We start from the raw sequence: 23,815 nt of genomic DNA on the forward strand, positions 1-23,815 counted from the left end.
ATGGCAAAACTCTCTCTCTTCGATCGCCGCCGTCGTCGTGTTCGCACGGCGCTCAAGGCACGCGCCGATGGGCGCCCGCGCCTGTCCGTGCATCGCTCGGGCAAGCATATCTACGCGCAGGTCATCGACGACAGCATGGGCAAGACGATTGCCGCCGCTTCCAGCCTCGACGAGGATGTCAAGGCGAAGTCGAGCGCGAATGTCGATGCCGCAGCTGCCGTGGGCAAGGCCGTCGCCGCCAAGGCCAAGAAGGCCGGCGTCGACAAGGTCGTGTTCGACCGCGGTGGTTTCCTTTTTCATGGCCGCGTCAAGGCGCTGGCCGATGCCGCCCGTGAAGGCGGGCTGGAGTTCTAAGCATGGCTGACGAAAAGAAAACCGAAGACAAGGTCGAAGAGACCAAGGCAGAAGAAACCAAGGTCGAAGAGACCAAGGCGACCGAAGCCAAGGCTGAAGAGACCAAGTCGGAAGCCAAGGCTGACGAAGCGGCTCCGGCTGACGACACTGCGCATGGCGAGCAGGCGCCCGGCGTTGCGGAAACCCCCGAGGTTGCCGCAGCCCAGGCAGAAGCGAACCTCAAGAATGCCGGCGAGAAGGCTGAAGAACAGGCCCGCAAGGGCGGTCGTTCGAACGCCCGCGGCGGCCGTGGCGGCCGTGACAGTCGCGGCGGTGGCCGTGGTCGCGGTCGTGGTCGCGACAATCGCCAGGAAGAAGGCGAAGAGCTGATCGAAAAGCTCGTCCACATCAACCGTGTCTCGAAGACGGTGAAGGGCGGTAAGCGTTTCGGTTTTGCTGCGATCGTGGTCGTTGGTGACGGCAATGGCCGTGCCGGTTTCGGTTCGGGCAAGGCCCGCGAAGTGCCGGAAGCCATCAACAAGGCGACCGCTGCTGCCAAGAAGAACATGATCCGCGTGCCGCTGAAAGACGGTCGTACGCTGCATCATGACGGCAAGGGTCACTTCGGTGCGGGCAAGGTCGTCGTTCGTTCGGCTCCCGCGGGTACCGGCATCATCGCCGGCGGTCCGATGCGCGCCGTGTTCGAAAGCCTCGGCGTTGCGGACGTTGTCACCAAGTCGAATGGCACCGCCAACCCGTTCAACATGATCCGCGCCACGTTCGAGGCATTGAAGGATCAGACCAGCCCGCGTTCGGTCGCGCAGCGTCGCGGCAAGAAGGTCGCCGACCTGCTTGGTCGCGGCGGTATGGACAAGGCGGAAGCTGAAGCCACCGCCGACGCGGTCACGGAGTAAAGCAACATGGCTAAGCCCAAGAAGATCAAGATCACCCAGACGGGATCGCCGATCCGCCGTGACAAGAGCCAGCGCGCGACGCTGGTCGGTCTCGGCCTCAACAAGATGCACCGTACGGTCGAAGTCGAAGCCACCCCCGAGGTGCTCGGCCAGGTCAAGAAGGTCCATCACCTGGTGAGCGTCGAAGACGCCTAATTATTGCTGTGCTTTCGCTAACGCGGAGGCAAAAGCAGCGCGAAACAAGCGAAAGCGAGTGCAACAATGAAAATCAACGATCTCAAGGACAACGAAGGCGCCCGCAAGGATCGCACCCGTGTCGGCCGTGGTATCGGTTCGGGCAAGGGTAAGACCGCAGCGCGCGGCCAGAAGGGCCAGAAGAGCCGTTCGGGCGTGTCGATCAACGGCTTTGCCGGCGGCCAGATGCCGCTTCACATGCGTATGCCCAAGCGCGGGTTCAACAACCCGTTCGGGAAGGATTATGCGGAAGTGAACATCGGCGCGGTCCAGAAGGCGATCGACGAGAAGAAGCTCGACGCCAAGAAGGACATCGATCACGCCGCGCTCAAGGGCGCCGGTCTTGCCCGTGGTGGCAAGGATGGCGTGCGCCTTCTCGGCAAGGGCGAGATCAAGGCCAAGGCAAAGTTCGTCGTCGCCGGTGCCTCCAAGGGCGCCGTTACCGCGGTCGAAAAGGCCGGCGGTTCGGTCGACGTGATCGCGCCGAAGAAAGAAGAAAAAGCCGACAGCTAAGCCTGTCGTCGCCTGTCAGGGGTGGGCAACCGCTTCTGGCGCACTATATCGAGCGGCGGGGGGTGCAAACTAAGCGCTCCCCGCCGTTTGTTTTGAAGAGGGTTATTCGTCCATGGCATCTGCCGCCGAACAGCTGGCCTCCGGGATCAGCTTCTCCAGCTTCCAGAAAGCCACCGAACTCAAGAAGCGCTTGTGGTTCACGCTTGGGGCGCTCGTCCTCTTCCGTTTCCTCAGCTTCGTGCCGATCCCCGGTATCGATCCGCGCGCGCTTGCGCAGTTGTTCGATACTCAGCGCGGCGGCGTACTCGACTTCTTCAACACCTTCTCGGGCGGCAGCCTTGAGCGCATGAGCATCATCGCGCTCGGCGTGATGCCCTACATTACCGCGGCGATCGTCGTGCAATTGGGCGCCGCGCTCCACGAACCGTGGAAGCAGCTCAAGAAAGAGGGTGAGAGCGGGCGCAAGAAGCTCAACCAGTATACGCGCTACCTCACCGTCCTCCTGACGACGGTGCAGGGCTATTTCATCGCTACCGGTCTCGAAGGCCTGGCCCTGAACCAGGGCATCAGCGCCGTGGTCGAACCCGGCATGCTGTTCCGCCTGACCGCCACCGTCAGCCTTGTCGGTGGTACGCTGTTCCTGATGTGGCTTGGCGAGCAGATCACCAGCCGCGGTATCGGTAACGGCGTCAGCCTCATCATCATGGCGGGCATCGTGGCGACGATGCCGACGCTGATCGCGCAGCTGCTCGAAGGCGGCCGTACCGGTTCGATCGATCCGCTGATCATCTTCAGCGTCGTTCTTGTGCTCGTCGGCCTGACGCTGATCATCTGCTTTGTCGAGCGGGCGCAGCGCCGCGTGCTGGTCAACTATCCCAAGCGGGCGAACCACAAGGGTATGGTGCAACAGGAAAGCTCGCACCTTCCGATGAAGATCAATACGGCCGGTGTGATCCCGCCGATCTTCGCTTCCTCGATCCTGCTGATGCCGCTGACGGTGCTGCAGATGGCAGGCGGCGGGCTCGATCCGAACGCGTCGTCGAACGATATCCTCATCACCATCAGCACCTTCCTGCAGCGCGGCGCGCCGCTCTACCTGCTGCTCTATGGTGCGGGTATTGCCTTCTTCACCTTCTTCTACGCTGCGGTGCAGTTCAATTCTGAAGACGTGGCGGACAATCTGAAGCGCGCGGGCGGCTTCATCCCGGGTATTCGCCCGGGCAAGGCGACCGAGCAGTATTTCGATTACCTGCTCAACCGCATCACCACGGTGGGGATGGTCTATCTCGTCGCGATCTGTCTCATCCCCGAAGTTATGTTCACGCAGATCTCGATCGGTAATGCGCTTCTGGGCGGCACCAGCATCCTGATTGTCGTCAACGTGACGATGGATTTCGTGAGCCAGGTACAAAGCCACTTGATCGCGCACCAATATGGCGATTTGATCAAGAAGGCGAAATTGAAGGGCGGCGGTCGCCGTCGCTAACCGCCAGCTTTAGGCAGGGGACAGCACAGCGTGGATATCATCCTTCTTGGACCGCCGGGTGCCGGCAAGGGCACCCAGGCCAAGCGGCTCGAAAGTGCGCGGGGCATGACCCAGCTGTCGACCGGCGACATGCTGCGCGCGGCGCGCAAGGCGGATTCTCCTATCGGCGCGCAGGTACGCGACGTGATGGACCGCGGCGAACTCGTGTCCGATGCCATCGTGTCGGCCTTGATCGGCGAACATCTCGAAGATGCAGCCAACGGCGCGATCTTTGACGGATATCCGCGCACGCAGCACCAGGCCGAGGCGCTCGAAATGCTGTTGGCCGAACGCGGGCGCACGCTGTCGCACGTGATCGAACTAGTCGTCGATGAAGATGCGCTGGTGCGTCGGATCGTGGGTCGGTTTACCTGCGGCGAATGCGGCCAGATGTATCACGAAGATTTCCACCCGCCCAAGAAAGAGGGCGTATGCGACAAGTGCGGCAGCACCGAATTCAAGCGTCGTCCCGACGATAATGAAGAGACCGTCCGCAAGCGGATGGAAGAATATCGCGCCAAGACCGCACCGATCCTGCCTTTCTACGAAGAGCGTGGGTTGGTGCGCCAGGTCGACGGTATGGGCAGCGTCGAAGACGTTGCCGCGTCGATCGACGCGATCCTCGACAGCTAGGACAAGATCCTCCCGAAAACAGCGCGCCTGAGCATCACAGGCTGACTGGACGCACGTCGTCATTCGGGGTAGTTGAATGGTCATTCAAGCGGGAGGTTTGACCATGCGTATTGCCCTGATCGCTGCTGCAGGCCTTGCTGCTGCAAACCCGGCAAGTGCCGAAATCGTCAGCCAGTCTGCAAACGCATTCCATGTGCGTCATGAGGTCAATCTCGTCGTTTCGGCGGAAAAAGCATACCAATTGCTCGGCGACCCCTCGCTCTGGTGGCATCCCGATCATACCTATTCCGGCGATAGCGCGAACATGCGCATGGACCTGCGCCCTGGCGGCGATTTCATCGAGCGCGTGCCCGAAAAGAATGGCTGGGTGAAGCATATGGAGATCGCGCAGGTCATGCCGGGCGAGATGGTGGTGATGACCGGCGGGCTCGGACCGCTGGTATTCCAGGGGGCCAGCGGGACAATGGTCTGGACGGTCGAGGAAGCGGGTTCGGGATCGAAGCTGACGCTCGATTATCAGGTATCGGGCTTTCCGCAGAACAATGCCACCCAATGGTCGGGACCAGTCGACACGGTGCTGGGCGAACAGGTCAGGCGGCTGCGCCAGCGCGCGGCCACCGGCGGCCGCCGCGACATCCCCTAGACTGCTTCGTCATCCAGCCCTGACGGCCTGCAAATGGCGGCTTTGCGCGCTTCCGGTGCTCACGTAGCAATCGCTACGCTGCGCTCCGGCTCACGAAAATCCACCATTTTCGACTCGTCATGGCTGCATGCCAAAGCAGTCTAGCTGGCGCGGTCCAGCGTCACGTAGCGGTAGCCGGGCAGGTCGCCTGCGGGGGGATGGTCTTCGTGCGCGACCTCGTGCCAATTTTCGCTGCCGCGCAGATCGGGCATGAAGACGTCGCCGTCGACTTCGGCGAGGACTTCGGTCAATTCGATGCGGTTCGCGACCGGCTCGAACATCTCGAAGATCGCAGCGCCGCCAATCACGGAAATGCGGTCGTCTCCCGCCATAGCGATCGCTTCGTCCATGGAATGGGCGACTTCGACGCCTTCATGGCTCCAGTCCTTGTCGCGTGTCATGACGATGTGGCGGCGTCCCGGCAGCACGCCCGGCAGACTATCGAACGTCTTGCGCCCCATGATCAACGCGCTGCCCATCGTCAGCTTCTTGAAGCGTTTGAGGTCGGCCGGCAGATGCCAGGGCAGATCATTATCCTTGCCGATGGCACCGTTCATCGCCCGCGCGAGAATGATCATGATGTCGCTCATGCACACATCATGGCGTTTTTGGTCCCGACTGACTAGGGGAGGGGCATGGGCAAAGCCGCTTTCATCGACGATTTGCGCGCCCGCTTTGGCGAGCGGGCGGTGGTGACCGATGCGGCCACGATCGAGCCATGGCTGACCGATTGGCGCGGGCGCTGGACGGGGAAAGCGCTTGCCATGCTCGAACCCGGCAGCACACAAGACGTCGCGGCAATGGTGTCGGCTTGCATCGAGGCCGGCGTGGCGATGGTTCCGCAGGGCGGCAATAGCTCGATGGTCGGCGGTGCAACGCCAAGCCCGGAGGGCGACTCCGTCATCTTCTCGCTGCGGCGCATGAATGCGATCCGCACCATCGATCCTGACGCGCGGGTGGCGGTGGTGGAAGCGGGCGTCATCTTGCAGAACCTGCATGACGCCGCTTTGGCAAAGGGGCTGCGCTTCCCGCTGACCCTGGGTGCAAAGGGAAGCGCCACGATAGGCGGCCTGATCAGCACCAACGCCGGGGGCACGCAAGTTCTCAAGTTTGGCACCATGCGCGGGCTTACCCTGGGGCTTGAGGCAGTGCTGCCCGATGGCTCCATCCATGATGGACTGAGCGGGCTCAAGAAGGATAATCGCGGGCCGAGCATCGACCAGCTCTTGATCGGGGCGGAAGGGACGCTCGGAATCGTTACGGCAGCGCGGCTTCAGCTGGTGGCCGCTCCCGTGCAGCGGGGCACCGCCTTTGTCGGGCTGGCCAATCCGCGAGCGGCGCTAGACTTGCTCTATCGGCTTGGGGCGGCGACCGATCGTATCGAGTGCTTCGAGATATTGCCGCATGACAGCCTTGTTGCGGCCTTGGAGCATCTCGATGTCGCGTCACCCTTGAATGAAGCCCAGCCCTGGTATGCGCTGATCGAGGCGACGCAGGATAGTGCCGAAGCCCAAGCCCCGAGCGCGCTGCTCGAGCGGTTGCTTGGCGAGGAGATGGAGGCAGGGCGCATTTCGGATGCGGTCATTGCGGCTAGCGATGCGCAGTCCGAAGCGTTGTGGCGGCTTCGCGACAGCCTGTCCGATGCGGAGAAAGCCCATTATGGCGCCGCTACGCAGCACGACGTGTCAGTACCCATCGATGCCATGCCGGCCTTCCTTGAAGAGGTGAAGCAAGTCGTGGAGGCGCAATGGCCCGGCGTGATGGTGTCGGGCTTCGGGCACCTGGGCGACGGCAACATCCATCTTCATGTGCGCGCCATGGAGCGTGGCAGCAATGACTGGCGCGAGACCGAGGCTCCCGCGATCGAGCGACGTGTCCACGATCTGGTTACTGCGCATAGTGGCTCGATCAGCGCCGAACATGGCATCGGCCAAATGAAAAGAGACGAGCTGGCGCGTCTTGGCGAACCAGCCCGTCTCAATTTTCTCCGCAGCATCAAGGCCGCGATCGATCCCGACAGATTGATGAATCCCGGGAAGCTTATCCCTTAGAGATCCCAGCGCAGTCTTTTGGAGACGCCAATCGAAAGCCGGGTGATGGTCTCGTCGAACCGATCGTCATTGGAACGCCGCCAGATAACGCCGGCGCGGCCGACTGCTTCCCAGTCGTCACCCAAATCGTAAGTCACGGAAATACGCGGGTTCAGACTGCTGTCTTCGCGAAGTTCCAAACCATCGACCAGTCGATTGGGATAGGTCCAGGTACGGTAGCGGAGCGACGGGATGATTTCGATCTGGTCGCTCACCGGAATGCTGAGATCGGTGCCCAAGGTCCAGCGCTCGTAGGAACGGCGCAGCACATCGGCCTCGATTTCGTCCCATCTCACATAGGTATAGCTCGACATGCCATTGTCGAACCGGCGGCGATAATCGGCACCCAATTCGAGGCCATCGCCGTCGGTATCGTCGCTAATATATTCGCGCCAGCGATAGCCCGCGCGCGCACGAATGCGATTGTCGCCTTCCTGCCAGATGAGCTGCGAACGAATGCGGTCCTGGCGCGTCTCGCGCGCTTCCAGCGCACTCATGTTGGTATCGTGCTTGCCCTGTACCCATACCGACAGGCGGCCCGACAGAGGCGTCGAATAGGTCAACCACACGGCGTTGTTGTGACGGTCGTCGCGGTCATCCTCGTCGTAGGCATAATAAGTCGATCCGGCACCGAGCCGGAAGCGATGATCGTCGCGGCGAATTTCAAATTCGGCGTCGCCGCCGATGATGAAGCCCGAGGCATCCTGATCTTCGAAGCCGTCGGAGGTTTCGCCGCTTGCTTCGTTGAGCAGTGCGAATACGTCCACGGTAATACGCTCGCGGTCACGAGCGTGCGCGATACCGGGCAGCAGTGCGGCGCATACCGCGATCGCCCCCGCCCGGGCGATGAACTTTCTAACCACGACTTTCTCCAATAAAAATTCGGTTTGTCCCATCACCGCCCCGCCCCATAAATCCATTCGACCTCGCCAGCCCGCGCGATCCGGGGAAGCCGCACGCGCAGGTCGTGTTCGTCTTTGCTTTCAGCGCGAAGGAGCTGGCCATCGACGATGGTCCACACGTCATCCGCCCAGCAAATGTCCGAGGGGTCATCGCTGACCGAAATGATCGTCGCCGCGAAATTACCTAGGACGCTTTGCACGGTCGCTTTCTGCGCCTTATCGAGCGCGGTGCCGAGCCGTTCCACCAGGAGGATCGGCGGGTTGCCGGCCATGCCGCGCACGATCCGTATGAGTTGGCGGATGTCGGCGGGCAGGTTCGAACCGCCCTCGGTCAGCCAGTGATCCAACCCGTCCGGAAGGTCCTCGACAAATTCGAGCAGTCCAACTTCGCCGAGCAGGCGCATCAATTCCTCATCGTCGACCTTGCGATCGCGATAGCTGAGATTGCGCCGCAACGTCCCGCGCATCAAAGGCAGGTCGGGGCTGATGACACCAACCTTGCGCCAGACGCTTTCGGCGCTGCATTCGGCGATATCCTGCTGGCCGATGGTGACCGTGCCGCTGTCGACCTCGATCATCTTCGTTACGCTCTCGAGCACCGCTTCGCGACCACGTGAATCGGGGCCGATGATGACGACGTGGCGACCCGCAGCGACCGACGCGGAAAAGCCGTTCAGCGCGCCTTCGACGTATACGTCTTCGAAGGTGATGCGCGCTCGATTGTGCACCAGCTTGTCGTCGCCATCGCCCACGGTACGGCGCGAGCGGCTGTTGAAGAAGTCTTCCAGCTTGGTGCGCGAAATTTCCGCGCGGCGCCAATAGTCGTGGCTCAGCGACAAGGTCGTCACATAACCTTGCATCAGCCGTGTCGCGATCAGTGCCGCGACGATGGTTCCAAGATCGGTCAGCCCGTGGCGTAGCAGGATGAAGCCCGTGGCCAGCGCCGCCACCAATGCCAGCCAGCTCGTCGCTGCCGACAGGCCGCGGAGCCCGGCACGCCACCAGGCTTCCTGTATCAAGGCGCTCGTCAGGCTTTCGTTCTGGCGTTCGAGCCGCTTGCGTTCGCCGTCGAGGCGGTTGAACAGCTGGACCGACGCCAGCGCATGAACCTGCTCGTCGATATTGCTGGTCAGCGTCGAACGGCGGCGGCGCACACGCGTGGTATATTTGGCCAGCCGCCGTCCGGCCCACGCCGACGCGATGGCGCCCAGGATCAACGCAACGACGATCGATAGTGCGATCGGCCAGCTGAAGCGCGCGAGCATCACCAGCGTCGCGACCAGCGAAAGACCCGCGATCAGCCCGCGGGCGATGCCACGGCTGAGCCAGGTTCGCAGCATCGTGAGATCGCCGGTAAGCCGCAAGATCAGGCTGCCGCGCGAACGGTGCCGGATCTGGTGCGGCATCATTTGCGCCATGTGCTGGTAGATATGGTGACGCATCGATTTGACGATGCGGAAACCAATATGCTCGGGCACGGCGAATTCGAGCATGCGCAACGCCGCGTGCGCGATCGCAGTAACGCCGAGCAATGCGGCGATGGTCATCGGCTCCAGCTGCGATCCGCCGGTCAGCGCTAAAATGAATTCGCGCAGCAAAATCAGCAGCAACACAACCGTTGCTGCATAGCCGACGGCAATCGCGCTCAAGGCCGCGATGTCGGCCCTGCGAAACATCTTGCGATAGACGATTTTGCGGCGCGGCAGCATTACTTGGTTCCGCTCAAGAAACGCGCCCAGGACGGCTCTTCCTCGGCCATGGCCGGCTCGCAAAGTCCGGCGCATTGGCGCCCGGTCGCACCGCAAGGCTGTGCCACTTCCGACGTCGCCGGGGGCAGCGAAAGGATCGCGCCGATGCTTTCGGGATTGCTGAGCTGTTCCTTACGGAAAATTGGGACGGGAGTCATCGCTTCGGCTTCGCGGATGAGCAGTTCCGATGCGGTCAGCTTCCCCGAAAGGCCAATGACCTGATAACCTGCCATTTCCGCGCGGTTGACGCCAAGAGCGGCACCCATGGCATCGCCGCCGGCAAAGAATACCGCATCGACGATCGACTGGAATGTTTCGGTGGCCAGAAGTTCGAGGTTCTGGTGCTGGTAGATGCCATCGGCAACCTCGAGCAGGATGACATCGAGATTCTGCTGGCTCAGATATCCCACCAGCTGCATCGCGATGGCTTCGAGGTCGCGCACAGGTAGCTTATAGGTCGCCGAGTATCCCGCATCGGTGAAGTCGAGATTGAAGGCCGCACCAGCGTCCAGCATTTGCCAGAAGTCGCCGCCCGAACCGGTCCCGGTAACCTTGGCCACGCCGACGCGATAGCCGGCCCGGCTCAAGCCCAGCACGATGCTGTGATTGGTCGTGGTCTTACCGCTGTTCATCGACGTCCCCAGGACGCAGACGACGCGCGGGCGGACATTGTCGTCATAAGGGCGATCGATCGCGACCCGGAACTGGTGGAGGTTTAGCGGGCGCCCATCGGCATCACCGACCAGGCCGAGCGGCATGATGTCGGTCGCCGGCTTGATGCTGCGGTTCTTGCTCAGGACGGCGCCGGCCACGCCCCCGGTCGCTACCAGGTTGGTGGGGCCCAGATCATTGGGCACTTCGGCCTCGAACTGGTCGGTCGCATAACGATCGCCATATGCAACGATAATGGTGTCGCCGACATTGAGCGAGGCCTTGCGACCATTGGTCAGCTCGAGCCGGCGTTGGTAACGGATACGTTCTACCCGCGCCAAAACCAGGTCACCCGTGCGCGGGCGAATGGGGCCGTTGATAAGCGTCGCCATCGCGTCCATGGAAACGCGGCGCGTGGTGAAAGCGCGCTTGGTGCGTTCGAGGTCGCAGGCGCTCAGCTTGACGCAAGTGCGTTTACGGCTGGGCCGCCATTGAGGCTTTGATAGTTGCGGCGATTGCGTATTCGCGTCGAAGCGCATTGAAGCTTCGGAAAAGTCCGTCATTTATCCGTGGCCTCCATGCATGTCCTCGTATCAAGATTCGGTTTGTACGAGACACTTCAAGCGGTCGTTCAAGCTCGGGCCTGAATAAGCAGACACGCTGCTTCTGCCAGACCCGCTGAACGCTCCGTCCCGATTTGAGACGGTTTTTCTTGTGGGCGGCGAGCCGAAATCCTTGGACAAAAACGGCTTCGGCACAGCCTTGATTATTGGGAATCTGATGCAACGTTCGTGACAAAAACTGGCCCGGTAAAACTACTCCCGCGCATTACCGAGCGGGAGGCTCCTAGCGATTAACAAGTTGTAAAGCAATATTTAACGAGGAGGGGGGGGGTCTACGCAGCACACCAATGGCACCTTGGGCCATCTCGCCGCGGGAAAGGTGGTGCGCCCGGCAGGAGTCGAACCTGCGGCCTCAAGATTAGAAGTCTTGCCCGATAGGCTCTAAGGATGTCCGAATTGTTAGTTTTCTAGGATTCATTAGTCCGAACACGTCCTAAGTTATTGCTTAGTATCCAGCCCAATGTTACCTATGTAGTTACCCGATGCTCTCTATAGGTAACAAAGTGGTCGCGCCAGGCGATCGCATGGAGAAAAAAGATCCTTACAGACGCGAAGATCGCAGCCATCAAAGCCCCAAAAAATGGGCAGACCGAGTTTCCTGACAACAAGGTGACGGGGCTACGGCTTCGCGTCGGCACTTCCGGCAAAAAAAGTTGGACCGTGCGCCGCCGCATTGGTGACAAAGTGGTCAACAAAAAGATCGGCAACTACCCCTCAATGGGCCTGGCAAGCGCGAGGAAGGCAGCCGAGCACCTAATTGCCACATTGGAGCGTGAAGGCGATGCAGCGGCTCTAGAGCGCACGTTTGGCCACGTTGCCGAGCGTTGGCTTGAGACGGTCTCGAAACCCAAAAACAAGAGCTGGAAGTCGCAGCAGCGCAATCTTGAAATTCACGTCTACCCGAAGTGGCGCAGGCGACGACTGACTGCGATCAAAAAGGCGGACGTGCGCGACCTGTTGGATGGCATCGAAGGCGAAGTATTGCCCAATCGAGTGCTCGCAACGATCCGCCCAATCTTTCGATGGGCGCTGGAGCATGACTGGATTGACTTGTCGCCAGCCGAGGGCATCGCGAAGCCACGGGCGGAAAAGGTGCGCGACCGTGTTTTGGATATGGATGAGATCGCCCGCATCTGGAACGCGGCGGGTTTGCTCGGCTACCCCTTCGGCTCGTTTCTCCGGCTTCTGATCTTGACCGCACAACGCCGATCCGAAGTGGCGGGCATGACGTGGGCATCAATCGACAAGAAAGACGCTCAGTGGACGCTGGAAGGCGCTGAAACCAAGGCCAGTCGTGCCCACCTAGTGCCACTTGCGCCACTCGCTATGTCGGAACTGGAAAATCTACCGGAGCTAGGCGACTTCATTTTCACTAGCACGGGCAAGGCGCCCATCGGGCAATTCGCAAAAGCTAAACGCACTCTGGACGAATATATCGCCGCTAAGGGCGGGCCGTTGAAGTCTTGGAGGCTGCATGACATCCGAAGATCGGCAGCGACCCACATGGTGCGGCTAGGCGTATCAGAGACCGTTGTAAGCCGCGTTCTCAATCACGCCGCGCAAGGCATTACAGCGCGCGTTTATGCGCTTCATAGTTATGCTCCCGAAAAGCGTAATGCGCTCGAAAAATGGGCGGCGGAAGTCGATCGAGTCCAAATGTCACCACGTGCATCAAATGCTGGTTCGAAGAATGAGTAGTGCTGTCAAATCGGATCGTCAGAAAATTGAGGCCGCCATTAAGGGCATAGCTCCGGATTTACCTGACGACAAAGTAAGTCAGGAAGCACATCTCATGATGGAGCTCTTTCGGTTTGCCCGCTTGAATAGACATCCTCGCGCGAGAACCTCTCGAACGAAAGGCGGAGCGGCCCCAATGGTGGAACGAATTGCTGACGTCAGCCAGAGGCTACACGACATGATCGACCGTGCGCCTGGGGATGTTATCAAGGCGCTGGATGCTAAGGGCGAAAGAAGCCCCCTTTCGGTCGCGGAGGAGGCTCGAAAGCTTGCCGAAAGAGGACATCGCTATCTGACCGAAGCAGAAAAGCAGAAAGCGATGCACGGCAGACCTCCTAATATCGAGAACGACCAAATTGGCGACATCATATTGGAGTTTTTCGAAAGCCTTTCGGACAAAAGAGCGACGTTGATAGTCGACCCTTATCAGACCCCACCCAAGCCCTACGGGCCATTTTTGAATTTTTTAACACAGATCCTTAGAGCACTTGGATCAAATGCAAGTCCGGTGAACACGGCTAGGGCCGCAATCGAGCGGAAGAAATCTGGCCAAGAGCCCTCGGCTGGTAGAATGGTGTCCATCCGTAAGGTGAAAAACCCCGATCACGACGCAGGTTAAACTGCTTTTTTTTTGAGGAGCGATTGGCGCTACTTGAGATGCCTCTGCACTTAATGGAGGCGTCAATGTCAAAGCTACTAAGGCTCCCCGCCGTACTCGATCGGACCGGACTAACCCGATCGAGCCTCTACGCAAAAATCTCTGAAGGCACTTTTTGTGCGCCGATAAAGATCGGGTCGCGCGCCATCGCCTTTGCAGAATCCGAGGTCGAAGACTGGATCGCGGCCCGCATAGCAGAACGCGGGGGGCAAGCCGATGCTGCATGAAAAAGGCCCCCACACCGTGCGAGATGTGAGGGCCGGACGCCTTGATTGCTGTGAGCAGGACGTTCCCCATTTTTCTACCCGATCACGGTCAATCTTACAAGCAAATGAAGCCGCAAAAGCGCGTCTCGAAATGCTGCTTTGGGCGCGCTGGTTTGGAGGTGCGCGTCATGGCCGATGATGTAGACTCCAAGCCGAAGCATAACTGGATCGCATACCCGCCACGCAAGCGCCGCAAGTATGGCGTGAAGCCGAAAATGCGAGCGACAGTGCGAAACGAAGAGCCGGCGTGTCGGCTGTGTGGAGCGCCAACTGAAGAGATCGACCATATTGTGCCCAAATGCCTGGGCGGCGGTGATGAAAGGTCCAATCTCCAGGGCATTTGCAAGCCGTGTCATCTGACGAAATCGGCTGGCGAGGCGAACTTCATGCGCTGGCACGTTTACCGGCCAAAGAAGCGGGCTGAAGGCAATGGGTAAGCGGAAGAGCCAACCCCGCGACAAAGCCGACTTGTGCGGCGGGAGATTCATCGGACTGCCGACAGTGGTGGCCGACTCCCCAGCGTATGTCGCGCTACCGCCCTACGAACGCGCGGTTTTGCTGGAGATCATGCGAGCTTTCAACGGACACAACAACGGCAACATCGTGCTTAGCTATCGGCAGATTGGGGAGCGTTTGGGCAGTGTAAACAATCGGCGGATCGCCAAGGCGATGGGAAAGCTAATTGTGCATGGCCTCATTGCTGAGCCTAAGCCGCAGTCATGGACCGAGCGCCGCGCCCGTGAGTATCGGCTGACGTTCATTAGCACTCATGACAAGCGCGGATTGCCCATCCCGGCGACGAACGAATATCGCCATTGGAATCCCTGCGAAATGAAGAAGCAGGGTGACGCTATGTCACCAGAGCCCCCCCCAACTGGTGACGCTAATTCACCAGAGGCAAAAGCGACTGGTGACGCTCAGACACCAAGCGCCGTTGATTTTTCCGAGTTTTGCGTTGAGCCGCCAAATCCATCTGGTGACGTAGAAACACCTCTTATAATTAAGCCATACGTAGTCGGGAAATGCTGCGACCAGCGAGACCCAGTGGAAATGGGGGTGGGCGCATGATCGGCTCAGTCTCGCGTCTCTTCATAGATGCTGCCTCTGCAATTCAGCCCACACTCGAATGTCGCATTATCGGGTTCGTCGAGAGATTGAATTCGAGACTGGGCGGCGGCGCGGCATTGCTCAAAAGTCTCGTAGGTGCCGATGGCCTGCCAGTCGGCCAAGTTGTGCTGGTTCGGATAAACGAAGCCTTCCCAACGATCAGGCTCGAACAATTCGCAAGCCGAAAGCCCAATCAGGCTCACGAACAACATGGCGCGTTGACCGTTCCTCATTTGTTCCCCCATGGCAGTTGCCGATATGAAAGCAGTCGGACGAGTCGTTGTCATTATCGAATTCGACGCGGACGCGGTGCAATGGCTGCGCGTCGAGCAGATTCGGCATCTCGAATATCATGTCGGCAGATTGTTGACTGGCGAGGAGACAGCCGAGAGCGAGTGGACCCATTTGGGCTACCGCGTGGCTATCGAGCCGGACATGGACCAAGGCGACGATTAGGGGGTGGGTCTGCGCCGAAACCGCACGAATGCGGAACCCGAACCGGCGGAAACTTCGCCGCGCCACGGTTGAGACTTCGGGTCAAGGGGGAGGGGCGAGACTGGGTAGGTGCAACCGTAAACCGCACCCGGTCCAACGGTGCATCGCTAACTCAACAAAAAACCATTTTCAGCCCGCTTTACGCGCGGGCGCACGCGCGAGGAGAATATAATGAACACTGGCAACCTAACCGCTGAGCAAGCCGTCGAGCACGGCCATCAATTTACTATGGCCAACTTCGAGATGGCCCGCCGCCGGGATTGGACACAAGGCGATCTTCTGGCCGTCACCACCACCATGTTTGCCGATGTTGTTGGTCACAACTTCGGAAAGGTTGGCGGGATCAACTATTTGCGAGACCTGGCCGACGAACTTGAGCGCGGCGAGTTTGGCAACAATCCTATTCAGATTGAGCCAAAGCCTGACGCTTGACTTTTCGAGAATTTTCAGCTATGGACGGCTTTCATAACGCGTCGGAACCGAAACGGCAAGGCCTAGTTTCCCCGTTTCCCGGCAAAGTGACCCCCTCCGCACCTAGTGGCGGAACGAGGCACCGGCATTCGCAAACCACTTTCAACAGTGGCGGCGGGCTGGTGCCTGTCGTCTTTTCGGGGGACCGATAATGATTCTACAGGATTTTGACGAACGCGACTTAGAGGTTGCGGACATCGCATTGCGCGGCATTGGTAGCAAATTGCCAACGGGCAAGAGCGGGGATTTTGACACTCGCAGCGCGGAATGGCGACAGCTTCATTCCGTTCGTTCGCAGATCAAGATGGCAGCGCGCAAAACGCTCGATGCAGTTAAGAAAAGCGACGAAGAGCGGGAATGCAAGAAGCTGGAAAACGCCCATGACATCCTCATGGCGATGTATGACGAAGTGCAAGCCGAGATGGACTTGCGCGACAGCTTCGACAAAAAGACGCCCCTTACTGCCGATGAACGCCGTATTCCGGGCGCGTCCGGCGAGTGCATGGGCGACGGCAGTGACGTTCGGACGCGCTTTGATGACGAAGCCGAGATTTGGCAGACCCGCGATGGCAAGCGCATTCAGGTTTTGAAGCCTGAAGAGCGTTACATCGACAGCGCGACCGGGCAATACAACGGCCCGCGTTTTGGCCAGATCATCCGTGCGATGGTTACTGGCCCGCGCGACGATGCCGAGCGTCGTGCCCTTTCGGAAGGCACTGACAGCGCGGGTGGCTTCACCGTCCCGACGCCATTGGCGGCTTGGTACATCGACAAGCTCCGCAAAGCTTCGGTCGTTGTGCGCGCTGGCGCTCGCACCGTCCCGATGGAAAGCGAAACGCTGGCGATCGCACGGCTTGAAAGCGATCCAGTCATGGCATGGCGCGTTGAAAATGCGGCGATCACGCAAAACGATGTGACCTTCGGCGCAGTGTCGCTCCAGGCTAAGTCGCTTGCAGGTTCGATCAAGGTTTCACGCGAACTGCTTGACGATAGCTTGAACGTGGCGCGTATTCTCGAAAACGCGTTCATTCAATCAGCAGCGCTGGAATTTGACCGCGCGTGCCTTTTTGGCAGCGGTAGTTCTAACGAGCCGACCGGGCTAAAAAATATCAGCGGCATCAACTCCGTTTCGATGGGCACGAATGGCGCGGCTCCGTCCGACTATGACAAGATCATCGACACGATCTACGAATTGCAGGCGGATAACGCGGGCGATCCCACGGCGATGATCTGGAGCCCGCGCACGGCGCGCGACTATGCCAAGCTGAAGGATGCGGACAACAACCCGCTTCGCGTTCCCGAAATGGTGGCGAGCGTGCCCAAGCTAGCGACGAATGCTGTGCCGGTTGATGAAACCGAAGGCACGGCAACCGATGCCAGCTCGATCCTGATGGGCGACTTCAGCCGAATGCTGATCGGGCTTCGCACGAACGTGCGCCTGGAAGCCAACCCCTACATCTATCAGGAAAACCACCAGATCGGCTTTTTCTGCTGGATGCGCGGAGACGTGCAGGTTGAACACGCGGTTAGCTTCGCTGAACTGACGGGCAATATCCCGCCAGCCTAATCGTGTAGCGGGGCGTTACCCCCGCTTCATGGGCGGCTTGTTAGGTTCATCGGGCCGCCCTGCTCCGTGGCGGCGGGGGCGATTTTCTCCACGGCTCCGCCGCCCATTCTAGCGGATTTTTCCGCGTTTGATGTTTGGCCAGCTTTCGATCTAGTCTCGAGGAATCGATGCAATCTACAAAGACTTGCAACTGTCAAATTGATCACAAATCTGGTATGTAAACTGAGATTAGGAAGCGTCATGGTTGGTTAATCGTGCCGCACGATTGGCTTGCGATCTAAGGATGAAGAGAATGCATCTCCTGATGAAACCCATAGTCCTCTTGCTAGTGATTTTGACGGTTTCCTTTGCATTCGGCGCGGTTTCGTTTGGTTCGAATTCCAAGACCAACGCGTCGTTGAGTCAGACTGGTGCTCCTTGCGACGCATCAAAGGTCATCGGTCGATGCTCTGCCACGATCTCAAAGGTGAATAATTGGGCGCGAATAACTTCGAGCACAAACGATTGCTCTGTTGTGGATTGGTACCTTGGCCCGCAGCCTCAGACTACCGTCGTGCGTGGTGGTAGTGAACAAGTCGAACTCTTACTCAGCTCCGAAAATTCCGATTTGAGCGTAGCGTCCTGTCGCATCGTTGAGACGTTAGATAGTGCCGACTACGGCAATCGCATGATCGAAGTGCCTGCAAAGTGTTATTGCGGTCCCGGCAACTCTCAGACGGTTTATGTAAGTGTACCCGAGAACTCCACTCCAGAAGAGCGGCAGTCATATGGCGAGAGGGCCTGCGCACCATTTACGCAAAGATGCCAAGCCAATGCGCGATTAAATGAGCCCAACGAGGATCGGTTGTCGAGAAATGGCAATTCACAAGCTTGCGATGCGGCCGTTCAAAAGTTCCAGAGTGGATGGAGATCGATGGCATCAGCAATGAGCAACCTACAGAACGCATCGAGAGCCATTTCATCCGGGGGTGGCGGCGTGGGTGCATATTGTCAGGCAGCACGCAGTACCGCCGCCCAATATAGACAGTTGGTGCCGCAAACGCTTCAGGCGGGCAATGAGGCACGACAACTATGCCGCGGAAGGGAAGGTTATGAAAATCTTCTGCGAAATATCGAAGACGTTAGAAATGCTGCCGGTAATCCCGATAGGCACGTACAGAACTGCATCAGTTCTGGTCACTAGCGAACAATGTAATTCCGGCGCATCGATGCCGATAGTCTCGACATAGAACATTCACGCAGAATACGTTGACGAAAGTTCAATTCCCATTTCTATACGATGCTGCCGGATCGAAGAGGGGAGAGTCGGCTTGTTGCGTTATTTTCTGCTCGTGCTTGGTTTGCCGGTGGCCATGGTCGTTGCTTTGCCATCAGCGCCCCTTTCGGCCCATCCTGGCGGCCTCAACAAAGAGGGCTGCCATAACAATCGACAAACCGGCGGTTATCATTGCCATCGGAAGGCGTCGGCTCCAGCGCCACAGCGGGCCATCCCAAACACCGGCACACAAAGATCATTCAAAAATTGTAGCGAAGCGCGTGCCGCTGGTGCTGCTCCAGTTCGGCGCGGTGATCCAGGATATGGACCGCATCTGGATCGCGATAACGACGGCATTGGCTGCGAATAAGGGGCATTGAAATGACAAACCATTTAGTTCCGGCGATCGTCGCAATCGGATTGATCGTCTTTCCTTCGGCTGCGAATGCAGATGAATACCATGCAGTAACGCCGTCCGGCGCTACGGAAATGCTATTCGACGTTCCAGCAGCAAAGACATCCAGCAACATCGCAAATCACTGCATGAATGCGAAGTTCACAGTAATTTCATCGGCAGAAAATTCGGTCGTGTGCGAAATTCCGATGAATATGGGGCAGCAAGTTTTAGGCCAGCTTCTACTTGGCAACAGTTATTCCACCACGCCAAAGACTTTTTATCGATTCAACATCGCTACGATTGACGAGGTCTCCCGCGTTCAAGCGACTGGATGGATGGAAACCCAGATGGCTTTCGGTCAGATTCAGAGACAGGAATTCAACGGACCGGAATTTCATAATGCTGCTATGACTTTTCTTGAAGGCGCAGGCGGCCGACATCCACCCGGCACAACTTTCCCCAATCACGCTGTGATGGGGGTAACGTTTTCAAATCAGCCGCGCACAAAACAGGGCGCGATGATCGATACGGTTGCTGAAGGTAGCGCTGCTGAAATTGCCGGTATTAAACCCGGTGATCGCCTTTATCGCGTTGCGGGCGAGAAGATCAAAGATCTTGGTGACTTGCTCGACGGAGCTGCAAAAGGTGCAGATCGCAATGAATACGAAGTTGAGATTTATCGCGACGGCAAGCGGATGAAGGTCATGCTTCAAAGAAAGTTCCGTGATGCAGTGGTGGCACCCGCCCTTCCAGCCGTTCCCCAGCCGGTGGTCGATCAAGCACCAACTGTTGCAAGTGCGTCACCTCTCTCGTTAGCGGATGAATTGGCAAAGTTTGCAAAACTTCGCGACGACGGAATAATTTCAGATGAGGAATTCGAGACGCAGAAGGCCAAATTACTTTCGTCTGATTGATTATCGCCGGAGCGCGCTGATGCTACCGTTTTTCATTGCTCTTCAAGTCGTTCAGTCCGGCACGACATTTCAATGCACGCCTATAGCAGTCTGGGATGGTGACGGACCAATTTGGTGCGCTGAAGGCCCAAGAGTGCGCCTTGCCGGTGTTGCAGCACGAGAGATGGACGAAACGTGCAATCCTGGCCACCCATGCCCCAACACGTCGGGACGCGAGGCTCGTGATTACCTCGTGGAGTTGCTCGGCGGCGCGAAAGGATCGTTGCGCCACGGCCATATAACGGTACGCGCTAACAGTATGACTTGTTTGTCGGATGGATCAGCTGGCGGCAATCGAACCGCTGCTTGGTGCACGCTATCAGATGGCCGCGATCTTAACTGCGCTATGGTGCAAGGTCCAGCCGTTGCGTGGCCAAGATACTGGCGCGATCATCGCTGCGATTGATGGATCCCGCTGCTGTGGTGGATCTGGTTTGCGAAACCCCAGCGGTCCTGTAGGCCGCGCAAGGGCTTCGATACGGGCAGCAACCCGGTTGACCCAGCATTTCCTTGAGCGAATGGTCGATGAAGGAGGGCCACAATGCTTTTATCACTAGTCGCGTTCTTGTTGCAGCCAGTCGACCCAAGTCTAGAGGATGCTGGAACTTCGGCTCGCGAATTTTTGGATCAGCACGATGCGGGCGGCGAAGAAGCGGGGTTCAACTTGCTCTATCTACATGGGGTGTCACAAGGGTTGAGTTGGGCGAACGTCGCAATGGAGATGGACGGAAAACAACCGATCTATTGTCCTCCAGAAAACCTCACAATCACAGTAGATCAGAACGTCCAAATCTTACGAGATCACACCGACAACAATCCCGAGATCGAGGATTTTCCTGTGGCATTGGTCTTCTTGCTCGCGGTCGAGAACGTATTCCCCTGCGAGGGCAGTGGGTAAAAGAATCGCTCAGAGCTAGGGGCCAGGAGCGCGCTGGTAATTGCGGCTCAAATAGCTACGATGCTGTCGCCATCGACAACGAAGATTGCGGGGCAATCTGCGATCATCATAGGGCGATTATATGCGAGTATTCTTGGTAATTAGTATACTAGCTCTGGCCGGTTGTGAGACGGAGCCGGAACCGGAGCCCGTCACGCTATATCGGAACTCCGAATTCGACCCATCGATGCGCGTGCAATTCGCCTCGTTCAACACCGGCGAAGGTGAGCGATATGATCTTAGTAACTGCGCAATGGTGGCAAGGGCGCTGAATGCTAACCTGCAAGCAATGCTAGCATCGAATGACGCGGACCCTAGGCCCGACTTAGGTTTTTGGTGTGAGGTTGGTCCGTTCGATCCTGGGGGCAGCGTTCCAGTCCTTGAAAGCGAATTCCCGACGGGTGTGCGCTAGCGACAAATTCAATTCCTCACCGATCATCGTCTTGATGTTTGGCAATTGGCGACGAACACAGATCACGCTAGCTTCCTGCACATGACAAGTGGAAACACAAATAAGACCCAGGCGGATCATTTGCGATCCGATGCTGAGCAGCGGCTAGAGTTCCAGCATCAATACACGCTCGCAGGACTCAAAACACTGCAGTTAATAAATGGCGGCGCCATACTAGCCTTGCTGACGTACGCCGGTAATGGCGGTACGGCTGATGTGTCTAACTTCAAGGTCGCGTTTGCGCTCTATGCAGCGGGTCTTGTCTTGGTGACGCTAGCTTATCTCGCGGCTTATGCTTCTCAAGGTGCATATATGAGCGACTCTGGCATTCGAGCCATTGAGTATGATGGCATGAAAGCGGTGTCTGAAAAAAGCGCCGACGAATATGAAGCGATTGGGAATAATTCCGTGAAAGCGTCGGTTGGGTTGGTCTTGGCAAGTTTGGCGAGCTTTATTGGGGGCTCCTATGCAGCATTCCTAGGAATTTTCTAGGCCAGAGTTACCTATGCGATACCTAGCCGTTTGGGCATGTTTCCTAGACTGGACTTAAGTCCTTGATTTTGTGGTGCGCCCGGCAGGAGTCGAACCTGCGGCCTCAAGATTAGAAGTCTCGTGCTCTATCCAACTGAGCTACGGGCGCCCCGCTTCCCCATAACCATGACGTCGCCTGCTTTCCAGCATTGCGCGTCATGGCAGAAAAACATTCATCTGTCGGACAGGCGACAGAGCGCATCAGGATCGTGGCGAATCATCGCCTGATCGGAGTTGTGACGATGCGATACGCAATTGTTGCTGCTGCGTTATTGATGTCGGGGTGCAGCACCCTCCCGGCTGCCGAGATGCAGCTTCCTTCCCATCTTGCCATGCAGCAGGCCGTGCCCATCCACGGGGTCACCGGCTGGACCCACGGGCGGTTCCATTCCGCCGACTATCAGGGCGGCTATGAACGTTCAGAGCGCCGCATGACGTTTCTTGATACGTTCGACCGCCGTGCCGGGCACGCCACGTTTACCGTTAGCGGGCCCGAGATCAGCAGCGTAATTGAAGGACGCTGCCGGATGCGTGAAAAGGCGCTGCAGTTTGGCAGCGCGTCGTTTACGACCAAACCGATGGCGTATCGGTGCGAGTTTCTTTCAGACGGTCGTCCATTCCCAGCGCGTTTTGAACTTCATGAAAGTGTGAGCAACCTGCAAAGCGCGCTCAACCAGTATGAACGACGCGGAGAAATCGCGCTTGGCGGCGAAGTTTTGCAGATCCGCTCGGTTCATGCGCTCAAGGGCACCCCGCTGACTACGGCGGCGCCGATCGGATACCGGTTCGAACAGCACGGCAAGATCATCGGCGCAGTCGAGACAAACGGCACACCGCGACTATTCGTCGCCGCCGGCACCGATCCCGGCGTGGAGCGCACCATGTTCATCGGTGCGATGGCGCTGGCCTTGCTGTGGGATCCCGCTGAAAGCCAGCTTGGCGAGACTTAAGCGGCGACGGTCTCCACCAGGCCTTCGAACAAGCGCCGCCCGTCCTGGTTGCCGTGCGCGTCTTCCATGGCGCGTTCGGGATGCGGCATCATGCCGAGTACGTTGCCCGCTTCGTTGAGGATGCCGGCGATCCGGCGTGCCGATCCGTTGACCTCTTCGGTGTATCGGAAGGCGATGCGGCCTTCGCCTTCGAGGCGATCGAGCGTGTCGGGGTCGGCCTGATAGTTGCCGTCATGGTGCGCGACCGGGATATGGATGGTCTCGCCCTGTTCGTAGCGATTGGTGAACAGCGACTGGTTGTTCTCCACCGTGAGCCCGACTGTCTTGCAGACAAAGTGCATGCCTGAATTGCGCATCAAGGCACCTGGTAGCAAGCCGGTTTCGGTCAATACCTGGAATCCGTTGCAAATGCCGATCACCGGAACACCGCGGCTGGCAGCGGCGGCGACGGCTTTCATGATCGGCGAGCGACCGGCCATTGCGCCCGAGCGCAAATAGTCGCCGTAGGAGAAGCCGCCGGGCAGCCCGACGAGATCGGTGCCCGCAGGCAATTCGCTTTCGCCGTGCCACACCATCTTGGGCGCTTTGCCGGTGACCTGCTCAAGCGCCACCGCGAGGTCGCGGTCGCAATTGGAGCCGGGAAAGACGATGACCGCGCTTTGCATCAGTCGAGCCGTTCGATCGCGTAATTTTCGATAACGGTATTGGCGAGCAGTTTCTCGCACATCCGCTCGATCGTGGCGTCATCGGTGCCATCGGCGAGGTCGAGTTCGATGACCTTGCCGGCGCGAACATCGCTCACCCCATCGAACCCCAGACCTTCCAGCGCGTGGTGGATCGCCTTGCCCTGCGGATCGAGGACGCCGTTCTTGAGAGTGATCAGCACACGCGCTTTCATGGGCACAAGCTCCGTTGCAAAGGGTTTCACCGCCCTATGGCGGCCCGAGACACGGTTCGCAACCTTAACTCTTTTCTAACCTTGATCCGCGAGAGTCCGCGTTTGGCGACTTGTACGAGTCGCAAACGAAGGGTGGCTCGGATGATCGTAGGGATCGCATCGCTGATATTCATCGCGCTGTTCGGTTGGGGCAGCGACTATTTCGGTTGGGCAGACCCCAACGGCAAGATCCAGCTCGCGCTGGCGACGTCGTTCGTGCTTGGAATTCTTGCAGGCTATAAATCGGCAGGTTGA

The 23,815-nt window shown here is 58.6% G+C and carries 29 protein-coding genes and 1 tRNA gene; 22 read left to right on the plus strand and 8 right to left on the minus strand.

Features of this window, described 5'->3' with window-relative positions; genetic code table 11:
* The 7 genes from rplR (at window position 1) to NUX07_RS04190 (ending at window position 4,795) form a co-directional block, all read left to right on the plus strand.
* Window positions 1-354, plus strand: a complete 354-nt coding sequence (rplR, locus tag NUX07_RS04160; RefSeq protein WP_265529072.1) for a 50S ribosomal protein L18 — start codon at window positions 1-3, stop codon at window positions 352-354.
* A 2-nt stretch (window positions 355-356) separates the two neighbouring features.
* The gene (gene rpsE, locus NUX07_RS04165) at window positions 357-1,247 is read left to right on the plus strand and encodes a 30S ribosomal protein S5 (protein ID WP_265529073.1); all 891 of its coding nucleotides are present in this window, start codon (window positions 357-359) and stop codon (window positions 1,245-1,247) included.
* A gap of 6 nt (window positions 1,248-1,253) precedes the next feature.
* Window positions 1,254-1,442 (plus strand): 50S ribosomal protein L30, encoded by a 189-nt coding sequence (gene rpmD, locus NUX07_RS04170; RefSeq protein ID WP_265529074.1) that lies wholly within the window; start codon window positions 1,254-1,256, stop codon window positions 1,440-1,442.
* A 66-nt stretch (window positions 1,443-1,508) separates the two neighbouring features.
* Window positions 1,509-1,994, plus strand: a complete 486-nt coding sequence (rplO, locus tag NUX07_RS04175; protein WP_265529075.1) for a 50S ribosomal protein L15 — start codon at window positions 1,509-1,511, stop codon at window positions 1,992-1,994.
* A 112-nt stretch (window positions 1,995-2,106) separates the two neighbouring features.
* A complete protein-coding gene (gene secY, locus NUX07_RS04180) occupies window positions 2,107-3,480 on the plus strand; it encodes a preprotein translocase subunit SecY (RefSeq protein WP_265529076.1) in 1,374 nt (457 codons plus the stop codon).
* A gap of 30 nt (window positions 3,481-3,510) precedes the next feature.
* A complete protein-coding gene (locus NUX07_RS04185; protein WP_265529077.1) occupies window positions 3,511-4,152 on the plus strand; it encodes an adenylate kinase in 642 nt (213 codons plus the stop codon).
* Window positions 4,153-4,255: 103 nt separating this feature from the next.
* Entirely contained in the window at window positions 4,256-4,795 is a 540-nt protein-coding gene (locus NUX07_RS04190; RefSeq protein WP_265529079.1) for an SRPBCC domain-containing protein, read from the plus strand.
* 140 nt (window positions 4,796-4,935) lie between these two features.
* Here the strand turns inward: NUX07_RS04190 and NUX07_RS04195 are convergent, their stop codons facing one another.
* Window positions 4,936-5,424, minus strand: a complete 489-nt coding sequence (locus NUX07_RS04195) for a dihydrofolate reductase (RefSeq protein WP_265529080.1) — start codon at window positions 5,422-5,424, stop codon at window positions 4,936-4,938.
* Window positions 5,425-5,469: 45 nt separating this feature from the next.
* Between NUX07_RS04195 and NUX07_RS04200 the strand changes: the two genes are divergently transcribed.
* Window positions 5,470-6,885, plus strand: coding sequence for an FAD-binding oxidoreductase (locus NUX07_RS04200; RefSeq protein WP_265529082.1), 1,416 nt, complete (start codon window positions 5,470-5,472; stop codon window positions 6,883-6,885).
* On the opposite strand, the gene NUX07_RS04205 is transcribed toward NUX07_RS04200, so the two are convergent.
* From NUX07_RS04205 to NUX07_RS04215, 3 genes are read right to left on the minus strand one after another with little or no spacing between them, the layout of a single operon-like run.
* Complete coding sequence (locus NUX07_RS04205; protein ID WP_265529083.1) at window positions 6,882-7,787, minus strand: TonB-dependent receptor; 906 nt, start codon at window positions 7,785-7,787, stop codon at window positions 6,882-6,884. The genes NUX07_RS04200 and NUX07_RS04205 overlap by 4 nt on opposite strands.
* A 32-nt stretch (window positions 7,788-7,819) precedes the next feature.
* A complete protein-coding gene (locus NUX07_RS04210) occupies window positions 7,820-9,535 on the minus strand; it encodes an ABC transporter transmembrane domain-containing protein (protein WP_265529085.1) in 1,716 nt (571 codons plus the stop codon).
* Entirely contained in the window at window positions 9,535-10,788 is a 1,254-nt protein-coding gene (locus NUX07_RS04215; protein ID WP_265529086.1) for a DUF1611 domain-containing protein, read from the minus strand. Before NUX07_RS04215 ends, NUX07_RS04210 begins: the two co-directional genes overlap by 1 nt.
* Window positions 10,789-11,385: 597 nt before the next feature.
* Between NUX07_RS04215 and NUX07_RS04220 the strand changes: the two genes are divergently transcribed.
* The 5 genes from NUX07_RS04220 to NUX07_RS04240 all read left to right on the plus strand — a co-directional run bounded on the left by NUX07_RS04220 (window position 11,386) and on the right by NUX07_RS04240 (window position 14,577).
* A complete protein-coding gene (locus NUX07_RS04220) occupies window positions 11,386-12,546 on the plus strand; it encodes a tyrosine-type recombinase/integrase (RefSeq protein WP_265530742.1) in 1,161 nt (386 codons plus the stop codon).
* A 217-nt stretch (window positions 12,547-12,763) separates the two neighbouring features.
* The gene (locus NUX07_RS04225) at window positions 12,764-13,204 is read left to right on the plus strand and encodes a hypothetical protein (protein WP_265529088.1); all 441 of its coding nucleotides are present in this window, start codon (window positions 12,764-12,766) and stop codon (window positions 13,202-13,204) included.
* A 65-nt stretch (window positions 13,205-13,269) separates the two neighbouring features.
* A complete protein-coding gene (locus NUX07_RS04230; RefSeq protein WP_265529090.1) occupies window positions 13,270-13,470 on the plus strand; it encodes a helix-turn-helix transcriptional regulator in 201 nt (66 codons plus the stop codon).
* A gap of 167 nt (window positions 13,471-13,637) precedes the next feature.
* Window positions 13,638-13,946, plus strand: coding sequence for an HNH endonuclease (locus NUX07_RS04235; protein ID WP_265529091.1), 309 nt, complete (start codon window positions 13,638-13,640; stop codon window positions 13,944-13,946).
* Window positions 13,939-14,577, plus strand: a complete 639-nt coding sequence (locus NUX07_RS04240) for an RNA polymerase sigma factor sigma-70 region 4 domain-containing protein (RefSeq protein WP_265529093.1) — start codon at window positions 13,939-13,941, stop codon at window positions 14,575-14,577. Before NUX07_RS04235 ends, NUX07_RS04240 begins: the two co-directional genes overlap by 8 nt.
* A gap of 5 nt (window positions 14,578-14,582) precedes the next feature.
* Here NUX07_RS04240 and NUX07_RS04245 read toward each other — a convergent pair whose 3' ends face one another.
* Window positions 14,583-14,828, minus strand: a complete 246-nt coding sequence (locus NUX07_RS04245; protein WP_265529094.1) for a hypothetical protein — start codon at window positions 14,826-14,828, stop codon at window positions 14,583-14,585.
* A 31-nt stretch (window positions 14,829-14,859) separates the two neighbouring features.
* Between NUX07_RS04245 and NUX07_RS04250 the strand changes: the two genes are divergently transcribed.
* The 7 genes from NUX07_RS04250 (at window position 14,860) to NUX07_RS04285 (ending at window position 21,634) form a co-directional block, all read left to right on the plus strand.
* Window positions 14,860-15,072: a hypothetical protein gene (locus tag NUX07_RS04250; protein WP_265529095.1), complete on the plus strand. Its 213-nt coding sequence runs from the start codon at window positions 14,860-14,862 to the stop codon at window positions 15,070-15,072.
* 210 nt (window positions 15,073-15,282) lie between these two features.
* The gene (locus tag NUX07_RS04255) at window positions 15,283-15,543 is read left to right on the plus strand and encodes a hypothetical protein (protein ID WP_265529096.1); all 261 of its coding nucleotides are present in this window, start codon (window positions 15,283-15,285) and stop codon (window positions 15,541-15,543) included.
* Window positions 15,544-15,733: 190 nt separating this feature from the next.
* Window positions 15,734-17,149 carry a phage major capsid protein gene (locus NUX07_RS04260; RefSeq protein WP_265529099.1) on the plus strand — a complete coding sequence of 472 codons (1,416 nt, stop codon included), beginning with the start codon at window positions 15,734-15,736 and terminating at the stop codon, window positions 17,147-17,149.
* 1,352 nt (window positions 17,150-18,501) lie between these two features.
* On the plus strand, window positions 18,502-18,774 hold the full coding sequence (locus NUX07_RS04265; protein ID WP_265530743.1) for an excalibur calcium-binding domain-containing protein: 273 nt from the start codon (window positions 18,502-18,504) through the stop codon (window positions 18,772-18,774).
* An 11-nt stretch (window positions 18,775-18,785) separates the two neighbouring features.
* Window positions 18,786-19,715, plus strand: coding sequence for a PDZ domain-containing protein (locus NUX07_RS04270; RefSeq protein ID WP_265529101.1), 930 nt, complete (start codon window positions 18,786-18,788; stop codon window positions 19,713-19,715).
* A gap of 580 nt (window positions 19,716-20,295) precedes the next feature.
* The gene (locus NUX07_RS04280; protein ID WP_265529103.1) at window positions 20,296-20,652 is read left to right on the plus strand and encodes a Rap1a/Tai family immunity protein; all 357 of its coding nucleotides are present in this window, start codon (window positions 20,296-20,298) and stop codon (window positions 20,650-20,652) included.
* 532 nt (window positions 20,653-21,184) lie between these two features.
* Complete coding sequence (locus tag NUX07_RS04285; protein WP_265529105.1) at window positions 21,185-21,634, plus strand: hypothetical protein; 450 nt, start codon at window positions 21,185-21,187, stop codon at window positions 21,632-21,634.
* A gap of 71 nt (window positions 21,635-21,705) precedes the next feature.
* On the opposite strand, the gene NUX07_RS04290 is transcribed toward NUX07_RS04285, so the two are convergent.
* Window positions 21,706-21,782 (minus strand) — tRNA-Arg (locus NUX07_RS04290).
* A gap of 49 nt (window positions 21,783-21,831) precedes the next feature.
* On the opposite strand from NUX07_RS04290, the gene NUX07_RS04295 reads away from it, so the two are divergent.
* Entirely contained in the window at window positions 21,832-22,623 is a 792-nt protein-coding gene (locus NUX07_RS04295; protein ID WP_265529107.1) for a VV20781 family protein, read from the plus strand.
* Here the strand turns inward: NUX07_RS04295 and purQ are convergent.
* Window positions 22,620-23,288 (minus strand): phosphoribosylformylglycinamidine synthase subunit PurQ, encoded by a 669-nt coding sequence (gene purQ, locus NUX07_RS04300; protein WP_265529108.1) that lies wholly within the window; start codon window positions 23,286-23,288, stop codon window positions 22,620-22,622. The genes NUX07_RS04295 and purQ overlap by 4 nt on opposite strands.
* Complete coding sequence (gene purS, locus NUX07_RS04305) at window positions 23,288-23,521, minus strand: phosphoribosylformylglycinamidine synthase subunit PurS (protein WP_265529109.1); 234 nt, start codon at window positions 23,519-23,521, stop codon at window positions 23,288-23,290. Before purS ends, purQ begins: the two co-directional genes overlap by 1 nt.
* A 141-nt stretch (window positions 23,522-23,662) precedes the next feature.
* On the opposite strand from purS, the gene NUX07_RS04310 reads away from it, so the two are divergent.
* Window positions 23,663-23,815, plus strand: coding sequence for a hypothetical protein (locus NUX07_RS04310; RefSeq protein ID WP_265529110.1), 153 nt, complete (start codon window positions 23,663-23,665; stop codon window positions 23,813-23,815).

Source organism: Sphingomicrobium marinum, assembly GCF_026157105.1.
Lineage (GTDB): Bacteria > Pseudomonadota > Alphaproteobacteria > Sphingomonadales > Sphingomonadaceae > Sphingomicrobium > Sphingomicrobium marinum.

What these genes read in the sequence shown, in the direction of transcription:
- NUX07_RS04190 (WP_265529079.1), top strand. Translation starts at nt 4,256, where the DNA reads ATGCGTATTGCCCTGATCGCTGCTGCAGGCCTTGCTGCTGCAAACCCG.
- NUX07_RS04285 (WP_265529105.1), top strand. Translation starts at nt 21,185, where the DNA reads ATGACAAGTGGAAACACAAATAAGACCCAGGCGGATCATTTGCGATCC.
- rplR (WP_265529072.1), top strand. Translation starts at nt 1, where the DNA reads ATGGCAAAACTCTCTCTCTTCGATCGCCGCCGTCGTCGTGTTCGCACG.
- NUX07_RS04245 (WP_265529094.1), bottom strand. Translation starts at nt 14,828, where the DNA reads ATGTTGTTCGTGAGCCTGATTGGGCTTTCGGCTTGCGAATTGTTCGAG.
- NUX07_RS04235 (WP_265529091.1), top strand. Translation starts at nt 13,638, where the DNA reads ATGGCCGATGATGTAGACTCCAAGCCGAAGCATAACTGGATCGCATAC.
- rpsE (WP_265529073.1), top strand. Translation starts at nt 357, where the DNA reads ATGGCTGACGAAAAGAAAACCGAAGACAAGGTCGAAGAGACCAAGGCA.
- NUX07_RS04310 (WP_265529110.1), top strand. Translation starts at nt 23,663, where the DNA reads ATGATCGTAGGGATCGCATCGCTGATATTCATCGCGCTGTTCGGTTGG.
- NUX07_RS04225 (WP_265529088.1), top strand. Translation starts at nt 12,764, where the DNA reads ATGATCGACCGTGCGCCTGGGGATGTTATCAAGGCGCTGGATGCTAAG.
- purQ (WP_265529108.1), bottom strand. Translation starts at nt 23,288, where the DNA reads ATGCAAAGCGCGGTCATCGTCTTTCCCGGCTCCAATTGCGACCGCGAC.
- NUX07_RS04295 (WP_265529107.1), top strand. Translation starts at nt 21,832, where the DNA reads ATGGCAGAAAAACATTCATCTGTCGGACAGGCGACAGAGCGCATCAGG.
- NUX07_RS04215 (WP_265529086.1), bottom strand. Translation starts at nt 10,788, where the DNA reads ATGACGGACTTTTCCGAAGCTTCAATGCGCTTCGACGCGAATACGCAA.
- NUX07_RS04260 (WP_265529099.1), top strand. Translation starts at nt 15,734, where the DNA reads ATGATTCTACAGGATTTTGACGAACGCGACTTAGAGGTTGCGGACATC.
- NUX07_RS04230 (WP_265529090.1), top strand. Translation starts at nt 13,270, where the DNA reads ATGTCAAAGCTACTAAGGCTCCCCGCCGTACTCGATCGGACCGGACTA.
- NUX07_RS04210 (WP_265529085.1), bottom strand. Translation starts at nt 9,535, where the DNA reads ATGCTGCCGCGCCGCAAAATCGTCTATCGCAAGATGTTTCGCAGGGCC.
- NUX07_RS04250 (WP_265529095.1), top strand. Translation starts at nt 14,860, where the DNA reads ATGGCAGTTGCCGATATGAAAGCAGTCGGACGAGTCGTTGTCATTATC.
- NUX07_RS04270 (WP_265529101.1), top strand. Translation starts at nt 18,786, where the DNA reads ATGACAAACCATTTAGTTCCGGCGATCGTCGCAATCGGATTGATCGTC.
- NUX07_RS04200 (WP_265529082.1), top strand. Translation starts at nt 5,470, where the DNA reads ATGGGCAAAGCCGCTTTCATCGACGATTTGCGCGCCCGCTTTGGCGAG.
- NUX07_RS04265 (WP_265530743.1), top strand. Translation starts at nt 18,502, where the DNA reads ATGGTCGTTGCTTTGCCATCAGCGCCCCTTTCGGCCCATCCTGGCGGC.
- NUX07_RS04195 (WP_265529080.1), bottom strand. Translation starts at nt 5,424, where the DNA reads ATGAGCGACATCATGATCATTCTCGCGCGGGCGATGAACGGTGCCATC.
- NUX07_RS04280 (WP_265529103.1), top strand. Translation starts at nt 20,296, where the DNA reads ATGCTTTTATCACTAGTCGCGTTCTTGTTGCAGCCAGTCGACCCAAGT.
- rplO (WP_265529075.1), top strand. Translation starts at nt 1,509, where the DNA reads ATGAAAATCAACGATCTCAAGGACAACGAAGGCGCCCGCAAGGATCGC.
- secY (WP_265529076.1), top strand. Translation starts at nt 2,107, where the DNA reads ATGGCATCTGCCGCCGAACAGCTGGCCTCCGGGATCAGCTTCTCCAGC.
- NUX07_RS04255 (WP_265529096.1), top strand. Translation starts at nt 15,283, where the DNA reads ATGAACACTGGCAACCTAACCGCTGAGCAAGCCGTCGAGCACGGCCAT.
- rpmD (WP_265529074.1), top strand. Translation starts at nt 1,254, where the DNA reads ATGGCTAAGCCCAAGAAGATCAAGATCACCCAGACGGGATCGCCGATC.
- purS (WP_265529109.1), bottom strand. Translation starts at nt 23,521, where the DNA reads ATGAAAGCGCGTGTGCTGATCACTCTCAAGAACGGCGTCCTCGATCCG.
- NUX07_RS04240 (WP_265529093.1), top strand. Translation starts at nt 13,939, where the DNA reads ATGGGTAAGCGGAAGAGCCAACCCCGCGACAAAGCCGACTTGTGCGGC.